Source organism: Luteibacter sp. P4_E6, from assembly GCF_056401535.1.
Window position 1 is genome coordinate 22,154 of sequence record NZ_JBFUJE010000012.1, and the last position, 7,063, is coordinate 29,216.

The window sequence follows — 7,063 nt, forward strand, 5'->3', positions numbered from 1 at the left end:
CCTCATTCCAACGCAACTAGGGGCGCGATACAAGCGATTCAAGGGCGCCGACGGGATGGCTTCCGTTGACATAGGTGAACAGGCTCGGCGCAGAGCCCCTTCACCTATGCCAGCGGGAGTCGTCGGGTCGCGCGCCGCCGCCTCCGGCCATCGTGCGCCGGGCGCGTCGTACGGCCGCCGGCATGGCACCGGCCGCCCCCGACTCTCCCGTGACGCCGGCCGGATCCCCCACCGTCCCGCGGCTCCTTCTGTTGCCGCCGGGCCGCTGCCGCGCATTTGCGGCGCGAGACTTCCAGGTCACCCACCCATCATGTCCCAAACCGTTCTCACCGACGTCTTCTACGAAAACTTCGACCTTCATCCGCTCCTCCAGCAGGGCCTTGCCGCCGCCGGCATCACCCGTATGACCCCGATCCAGGCGCTCACCCTCCCGGTCGCCCTGCTTGGCCGCGACGTGGCCGGCCAGGCGCAGACGGGCACGGGCAAGACCTTCGCCTTCCTGGTCGCGCTGATGAACCGCCTGCTCAACAACCCGGCCGCGCCGGACCGCAAGGACGCCGATCCCCGCGCCTTGATCATCGCGCCGACGCGTGAGCTGGCGATCCAGATCGAGAAGGACTTCCAGGTCATCGGCAAGGCCACCGGCCTGCGCAGCGCCCTGATCTACGGCGGCGTCGACTACGACAAGCAGCGCCAGCAGCTGCGCGATGGCTGCGACATCATCATCGCCACGCCGGGTCGCCTGCTCGACTACTACAAGCAGGATGTCTTCGGCTTCGGCAGCGTCGAAGTCATGGTCATCGATGAAGCCGATCGCATGTTCGATCTCGGCTTCATCAAGGACGTGCGCTTCATCTTCCGTCGCCTGCCTGYCCGGGAAAAGCGCCAGGTGCTGCTGTTCTCCGCCACCCTCAGCCATCGCGTGCTGGAGCTCGCCTACGAGCACATGCACGAGGCCGAGAAGATGGTCGTGGAGACGGAGAATGTCACCGCCGACCGTGTGCGCCAGGTCGTCTACTTCCCTTCCAAGGAAGAGAAGCTGCCGCTGCTGCTCAACCTGCTCGAGGAGAGCAAGACCGAGCGCAGCATCATCTTCGTCAACACCAAGGCCGCGGCCGAGCGTGTCACGGACCGTCTCAAGCGCCACAACTTCCGCGTCGGCGCCATCTCCGGCGACGTGCCGCAGGTGAAGCGCCAGAAGCTGCTGCAGCGCTTCCAGGACGGCCAGATCGACCTGCTCGTCGCGACCGACGTGGCCGCCCGCGGCCTGCACATCCCGGCCGTCAGCCACGTGTTCAACTACGACCTGCCGCAGGATGCCGAGGACTACGTCCACCGCATCGGCCGTACCGCGCGCCTGGGCGCCGAGGGTGATGCGGTCAGCTTCGCCTGCGACCTGTACGCCATGGGCCTGCCGGACATCGAGACCTACATCAACCAAAAGATTCCGACCGCCTCCATCGAGGCCCGGATGCTGGTGATGCCCGCCCCGCGCCCGCGCGCCGACGGCGTGCAGGACGAAATCGACGATCCGAACGACAACGACGGCCACATCCCGACCCGCGGCGCGCCGCCAGAGAAGGGTGGCCGCAGTGGCAGCCGTGATGGCGGCCGTGGCGGTCCGCGGTCCGGTGAGCGCTCCGGCAGCCGCGAGCGTTCGGGCAGCGCCGAACGCCGTCCGCGCACGCCCCGTCCCGACGCGCCCGTCGTCGCCACCGGCGCCGCGCCTGTCGAAGTGCCGATGAAGACGGTTGTCGTCGCCGAGACGGTCGCCGATCTCCCGGCCGCTGCAGAGGCTATGGCCGCCGATGGCGCACCGAAGAAGCGTCGCCGTCGCGGTGGCCGTGGTCGCGGTGCCCGCGAGGGCGCCGAGAATGGCAACGGTGCTGGCGGCACCCCGACGAACGTTCAGGGTGAAAAGCCGAACGGCTCTGCAGCGCCGCGCCAGACCGCCGAGGGGCAGGGCAATCCGAACCGCCGCCCGTCGCGTCAGGTGGCGGCTAACCGTCCGTCGGCCAGCGGCCCGGCTCCGGTTGCCTCGGGCGGCCAGGAAAAGGTGGGTTTCTTCCGCCGCATCGGTCGTCTGTTCGGCGGTAGCTAAGAGCTCGCCGATGAATCGGCTCCTGCACAGAGCGCGGGCCCCCGGGCGAGCGCAGGCCCCCGGGGTTTCGGGGCTTCTTGTGGGAGCCGCTTCAGCGGCGACGGCCCTGTAGGAGCCGATTTATCGGCGATCAGCGCGAAGCGCGACCCAGCCACCGCAAAACCCACACCACTTCCCTTATCCTCTGGGGTTCAACGGGCCAACGGGTAACGCGGTGATCGGTTTCGATCTGGTGAGTAAACGGTACGAGGGCGATCACCAGGCCCTTACCGATGTGTCGTTCAGTGTCGAAGCCGGCGAGATGGCCTTTGTCACCGGTCACTCCGGCGCGGGCAAGAGCACCCTGCTCAAGCTGTTGGCCATGATCGRGCGCCCGACCAACGGCGTCGTCACCCTCGACGGCCAGAAGCTCAATACCGTCCGTCCCTCCGATATCCCGCGCATCCGTCGCAAGCTGGGCATGGTTTTCCAGGACCACCGGCTGCTGATGGATCGCACCGTCTTTGCCAATGTGGAACTGCCATTGGTGATCGCCGGCGTGGCGCCGGCCGACCGTGGGCGTCGCGTGCGCGCGGCCCTGGAGAAGGTCGGCCTGCTCAGCTATGAGAAGCAGCTGCCCGGTTCCCTTTCCACGGGCGAGCAGCAGCGCGTCGGCATCGCCCGCGCCATCGTGGCCAAGCCCGCCGTGCTCATTGCCGATGAACCGACAGGCAACCTCGATCCGCAGCTGGCCATGGAAATCATGGGTCTGTTCGCCGAATTCCAGCAGGTCGGGACCGCGGTTCTTGTCGCCAGCCACGACCTCATGCTGATCAAGCGAATGAAAAAACGCGTCGTCGTCCTCGACCACGGCAAGCTGGTTGCCGATGTCCCCGCCACGGAGGTGGTATGAACGCCGTTCGCGAACAGCGCCGTCAGCCCGAGCCGGAAAAGACGCGTCGCAGCGGCCCTCGTCACGTGAGCGCCTGGCGCGAGCACCACGTGTGGAGCCTGTCTATCAGCCTGCGTCGCCTGGGTGCCCGGCCGCTTGGCACCTTGCTGACGGTCGCCGTCATGGGCGTGGCGCTGGCCCTGCCGTTGGCCTTCTACCTGCTGCTGGGCAATGTTCAGCGGATGGGCGATGCCCTCGGCCGGAACCAATCCATCAGTGCGTTCATGAAGCCCGGGCAGAACGGTGCCATGGCGGAGACCGCCGCCTCGGCCCTGCGTGGTCGCCCCGAGGTCGCCGAAATCGTCGTGCGCACGCCGAAGGATGGCCTCGACGAGCTGGCGGAAGTGCAGGGGTTCTCCGGATCGCTGCAGTCGCTCGATGTGAATCCGCTCCCGTACGTTCTATCGGTGCAGCCGAAGCCGGGTCTGCCGGTCGAGCAGGTCGACCGCCTGGTCGAGGCCATGAAGGCGACACCGGGTGTCGACATGGTCCAGGACACGGGCGCCTGGCGACAGCGCCTCGATGCGCTTCTCGGCGTGGGAAGCCGGGCGGTTTCCCTGCTGGCCCTGCTCCTGGGTATTGCCGCTCTCCTGGTGGTCGGTAACACCATTCGTGTGGATATCCAGAGCCGTAGCGCCGAAATCGGCGTGCTGCTCCTCATCGGCGCCAGTCGCCCCTTCGTTCGTCGACCCTATCTTTATGCAGGCATCTGGCTCGGCTTGCTCGCGGGGATACTGGCCGTGGTCCTGGCTGTCGTCCTCGAACTGGCCATGGCCGGTCCAGTGGGGCGCCTCACTGCTGCCTACGACGGCAGTGTCAGTTTCGGCGGACTCCCCGCATGGCTGCTGCTTTCGGTACCCTTCGCTTCGGCGTTGCTTGGGTGGCTGGGCGCGCGGCTCGTCAGCGCTCGGCAAATTCGCCGCGCGGCGATGGCCTGAAGGGGAGACAGGGGTGGGATCTCACATCGGTTCGGGTGTCGCCGGCGCTGCGCCGCGAATCCTGTTGGTCGACGGCTCCAAAGTCGTTCGCCAGCTGATTTCGCGCGTGGTCGCGGCCGAAGTGCCGGGTGTCGAGATCATCGGCGTGGCCACGGGCGCCGAAGCGCAGTCCGAACTGCAACGCGGCGTCTTCGATTTCGTCACTGTCGCCCTGCGCCTGCCGGATATGGATGGCCTCGACGTCGCCCGTTTCGTTCGCGAGTCCGCTCCGCAGATCTACATGCCTATCGTCGTCGTCTCGGGCGACGTCGAAGCGCGCCTGCACAAGCGCGAGTTGGGTGAGTTCGTCACCGACTACTTCGACAAGTCGCTGGGTTTCGGCGCGCTCGCGGAATTCATTCGTGGCTATGTTCGGCCCGAAGGCGGTGCCGAGGGCGACGTGTTGTACGTCGAGGACAGTCGCGTGGTCGCATTGGCCACGCGTCGCATGATGGAGAAGTACGGACTCACCGTCCGTCACGTGATCAGTGCCGAAGATGCCATCGCGTACCTGCATGAAGCCAGGTCGCGTGGTGAGGTGGGCGCCGACATCGTGTTGACCGACGTGAGCCTCAAGGGAGAACTCACCGGTGGGGATCTCGTCGAGTGCATTCGCAACGAATTCGGCTACGGGAAGGGGCAGCTGCCCACCCTGATCATGACCGGTGACGAGAATCCGGCGAACCAGGCCGCGCTGCTGCGCGCCGGCGCCAACGATCTCGTCGAGAAACCTGTCGAGGAGAAGCTGCTGATCACGAAGCTCCTCTTCCAGCTGCGCGTTGCGCTGCACCTTCGCGAAAGGGCTGCCGGTTGAACGAGCGCGTGCGACTGGAAGCCTCGTGGAAGCAGCGGATCGGCGACTACCTTGATCGGCCGGAGATGCTGGCGCTGTCCCAGTTCCTGCGTGAGGAAAAAGCGCACGGCAAAGACATCTATCCACCTGGGCCGGACATCTTCAATGCCTTCGAGCACACGCCCTTCGACAAGGTGCGCGTAGTCATCCTCGGGCAGGATCCGTATCACGGCCCCGGTCAGGCGCACGGCTTGAGCTTTTCGGTGCGCCCGGGCGTGCGCGTGCCGCCGTCGCTGCAGAACATGTTCAAGGAGATTGAGGGTAGCCTCGGTATTCCGCGCCCCGAACATGGATGCCTGACGCCGTGGGCCGACCGCGGAGTGCTCCTGCTCAACGCCGTGCTCACCGTGGAAGCGGCACAGGCCGCCTCGCATCAAGGCAAGGGCTGGGAAGGTTTCACCGACGTGGCGATCGATGCATTGAATCGCCAGCGCGAGGGACTCGTATTCCTACTGTGGGGAAGTCATGCGCAGAAGAAGGGCCAGCTGATCGACGGCAATCGCCATCTGATCCTGCGCAGCGTGCATCCGTCGCCGCTATCCGCGCATCGCGGCTTCCTTGGTTGTGGCCACTTCGCCAAAGCGAATGCGTACCTCGAATCACGGGGTGAAGCGCCGATAGACTGGTCGCTGCCGCCGCGCTCCGAGCTCTGAAGAAAGCATTCTGCAGAAGTGACAAAGCCCGCGAGCCGAAGCTCGCGGGCCAGTTTAGGATCCGAGGCGCTTGTCATCGCGCATTCGGCCTGCCGCGGCTGCCACCCGAAGGTCTCACCGAGGTCTTGAGGTCGGGCGAACCGACTGACGGGTGCAAAGTTAGATGTCCACGGGTTTCGGGTCAACGACCCAGCGATCGATACTTCGATTTTTCAGAAAACTTCGAAGATATAAGCAAGTGCTTGCCGGATGCGGTGTAGCGTCTGTGCATCGATCTCGGCGGAACGGTATCTGAGCCTCCCATCGTGATGACGCGCGTCGGCCATGCTGAGCCGCTCGAGACTGACGGTGGTCACCATGTCGCACTTGGCCCAACGATCCCCCGTCTTCTCTCTCCATAACGGGCCGAGCCTTCACCATCTCGGCGCCCACTGCAGTGCCCGGCGATGGGAATCGACAGATCGCCAGGGTGCCGGCTCGAGGGGAAAAACGCAGTGCCATGTCCCGAGCCTAGGCGGGACGACGCCCCTTTAAAGCCAGCCCTCGGCCCCAATAACTGTAGGCACGACGGCTACATAGCCTCGTCGACGACCCTGCTGCCGCGCCCTCCGCGGCAGGGGAACCGTCTGCCTCCTGAATCCCTTTGGACCCCCTCTGGACATGCCAGGGGTATTTCTGTACCATAGCGTACAGTTAACCGATATGAACTTCGGCATGGCTTAGCACTCTCGCTTCGGGACTGCTAATCTGCACACCAGTTTTCAGGAGGTTCCACACATGTCTCAGGTCCTCGCCACCCGTAACTACGGGCTCCCGAGCGTCGTTGGCAGTCTGGATTCCTACATCTCGGCGGTCCATCGCATCCCGGTGCTCAGCCTTGACGAGGAGCAGTCGCTGGCGCGCCGCTTCCGTGACGACGCCGATCTCGACGCCGCCAAGCAGCTCGTTATGTCCCACCTGCGTTTCGTGGTCCATGTGGCTCGTGGCTACAACGGCTACGGCCTGCAGCTCTCGGACCTCATCCAGGAAGGCAATATTGGCCTGATGAAGGCCGTGAAGCGCTTCGACCCGGATCAGGGCGTTCGTCTGGTCAGCTTTGCGGTGCATTGGATCCGTGCCGAAATGCACGAATTTATCCTGCGTAACTGGCGCATCGTGAAGGTCGCTACGACCAAGGCCCAGCGCAAGCTGTTCTTCAACCTGCGCAAGAGCAAGAAGCGCCTGGGTTGGATGAATGCCGAGGAAGTCCGCGTGGTTGCCCAGGACCTGGGCGTGCCCGAGGCGACGGTTCGCGAGATGGAATCGCGCCTGTCCGGCCGTGACGTTGGTTTCGAGGCTCCAGCCGACGCCGATGACGATGACAAGCCGGCCCCGGCCGCCTTTCTTGTCGACGAAGGTGCGGATCCGTACGACAACCTTGCCGAAGAAGACGCGAGCAAGAACCAGATGGGCGCGCTGTCCTCGGCGCTCGGCAACCTGGATGCCCGCTCGCGTGACATCATCCAGCGCCGCTGGCTGGCTGAAGACAACAAGGCCACGCTGCAGGAT

7 protein-coding genes are annotated in these 7,063 nt (G+C 65.2%); 6 read left to right on the top strand and 1 reads right to left on the bottom strand.

Translation table 11 applies throughout. From position 1 onward, the window contains the following. Positions 1-310 precede the first annotated feature (310 nt). The 5 genes from AC1DT2_RS02005 (at position 311) to ung (ending at position 5,515) form a co-directional block, all read left to right on the top strand. Entirely contained in the window at positions 311-2,101 is a 1,791-nt protein-coding gene (locus AC1DT2_RS02005; RefSeq protein WP_477293877.1) for a DEAD/DEAH box helicase, read from the top strand. A 214-nt stretch (positions 2,102-2,315) separates the two neighbouring features. Continuing rightward, on the top strand, positions 2,316-2,993 hold the full coding sequence (ftsE, locus tag AC1DT2_RS02010) for a cell division ATP-binding protein FtsE (RefSeq protein WP_477293879.1): 678 nt from the start codon (positions 2,316-2,318) through the stop codon (positions 2,991-2,993). After that, on the top strand, positions 2,990-3,970 hold the full coding sequence (ftsX, locus tag AC1DT2_RS02015) for a permease-like cell division protein FtsX (protein ID WP_063571480.1): 981 nt from the start codon (positions 2,990-2,992) through the stop codon (positions 3,968-3,970). Before ftsE ends, ftsX begins: the two co-directional genes overlap by 4 nt. Positions 3,971-3,983: 13 nt before the next feature. Then, positions 3,984-4,823 (top strand): response regulator, encoded by an 840-nt coding sequence (locus tag AC1DT2_RS02020; protein WP_063571481.1) that lies wholly within the window; start codon positions 3,984-3,986, stop codon positions 4,821-4,823. Next, positions 4,820-5,515, top strand: coding sequence for a uracil-DNA glycosylase (gene ung, locus AC1DT2_RS02025; RefSeq protein ID WP_477293882.1), 696 nt, complete (start codon positions 4,820-4,822; stop codon positions 5,513-5,515). The genes AC1DT2_RS02020 and ung overlap by 4 nt, the downstream gene beginning before the upstream one ends. A gap of 212 nt (positions 5,516-5,727) precedes the next feature. Here ung and AC1DT2_RS02030 read toward each other — a convergent pair whose 3' ends face one another. Next, on the bottom strand, positions 5,728-5,874 hold the full coding sequence (locus AC1DT2_RS02030; RefSeq protein WP_477293884.1) for a hypothetical protein: 147 nt from the start codon (positions 5,872-5,874) through the stop codon (positions 5,728-5,730). A 418-nt stretch (positions 5,875-6,292) separates the two neighbouring features. On the opposite strand from AC1DT2_RS02030, the gene rpoH reads away from it, so the two are divergent. Then, the coding region (gene rpoH / locus AC1DT2_RS02035) for an RNA polymerase sigma factor RpoH (RefSeq protein WP_477293886.1) at positions 6,293-7,063 on the top strand (771 nt) is incomplete at its 3' end.